This is a genomic window from Mycoplasma sp. AC1221 (assembly GCF_054353815.1).
The window spans coordinates 1-1192 of record NZ_JBTHHH010000032.1 but is presented as its reverse complement, the minus strand read 5'-3'; the positions used below and the strand labels follow the sequence as shown (position 1 = coordinate 1192).

At 24.7% G+C, this 1192-nt stretch carries 1 protein-coding gene; it reads right to left on the bottom strand.

Annotation, left to right across the window (positions count from 1 at the left end):
- Window positions 1-1070 (bottom strand): DUF4011 domain-containing protein (locus tag ACXYRK_RS04160; RefSeq protein WP_458618261.1); only part of this gene is annotated, 1070 nt, incomplete at its 3' end.
- Between the last annotated feature and the right edge of the window lie 122 nt (window positions 1071-1192).

Here is a 1192-nt window from a genome sequence, read left to right as displayed (position 1 = left end):
AATATGCCGAGATGATACAATGTTAATTTTATGTTAATTTTTATGTCCTTGTTTACAAATAGTACTTTTTTATTTCTTGCAATTAACTCAGTAATAATGTTAGTAATTGTTTGTGATTTTCCTGTCCCAGGAGGTCCTTGTAAAACAAATGATTTACCTTTAATAGCATTTTGAATCGCTACTTCTTGAGATGAATCAGCATCTAGTCCACGATATTCTGTATTAACATCAATATGTGAATTAATATTATCAGAATTAATGGAACTAATATCATAATTACTTAAATCTCCTTTACCTTGAAATCCTTGGTAAAAATTACTTTCAGTAATTTTTTGACTATTCTTTTGGATATCTTCATATATAACAATCTTAGTGAAATCAAATGTGGAAATATAGCAATAATCAATAATTTTTCATCTTGTATCGTTCGGATATGAAGTCAATATTTTAGAACTGAGTTCTTGGTATTGGGTATATAAATCCAAATTCTCATCAAAATTTCACTCCACAAGGATACCAAACTCTTCTTTCAATTTTAAAAAAAGTGATTCATTTATTATTACATTACTTGTGTCTGTAAATTCAATCTTTAAGATATTTTCTTGTTTTTTTAATGTAATTGGAATAAATAAAAGCGGTGAATAATGGAATACATCAGAGTTTGAATCTTCATATCATTTTAATAACCCAATAGTAAAATAAAGAATATCAATAGAATATTCGTTTTTAAAGCTTTCGACTTTTTTATAAATGTTTTTTAATCTTGCATCAATTTCTTCGGTTTCAGAATTTGTATAAAAAATATTCGACTTAGTGTTATATTGTATTTGTGAAGATTCGTCAATTGTTTTTATTTTGAATACTTTATTTTCTGTGTTTTGAAAAATAGATAAAATTTCTTGAAAGGTCGGATTAATAATTTGAATTTGTTGTTTATTTTTAGTTTTAAAATTTGTGCTTTCACCTAGTGGATCAACTTTAAAAGTTATTGCGTTATTTCTGTTCGATAAATCCAATAATTTTTGTTTTCATTTCCTAAGATTAACATCAATATTAGTTTGATTTTTCATAAATATTATTATAGTTTTTTTTTTTTTTTTTTGCGAAATAGAAAATAACCTATCTAAGTGATAGGTTAGCTGAATTGCAATTAAAGAAGCTACACTAAATGCAATGATTAAGAAGACAAATA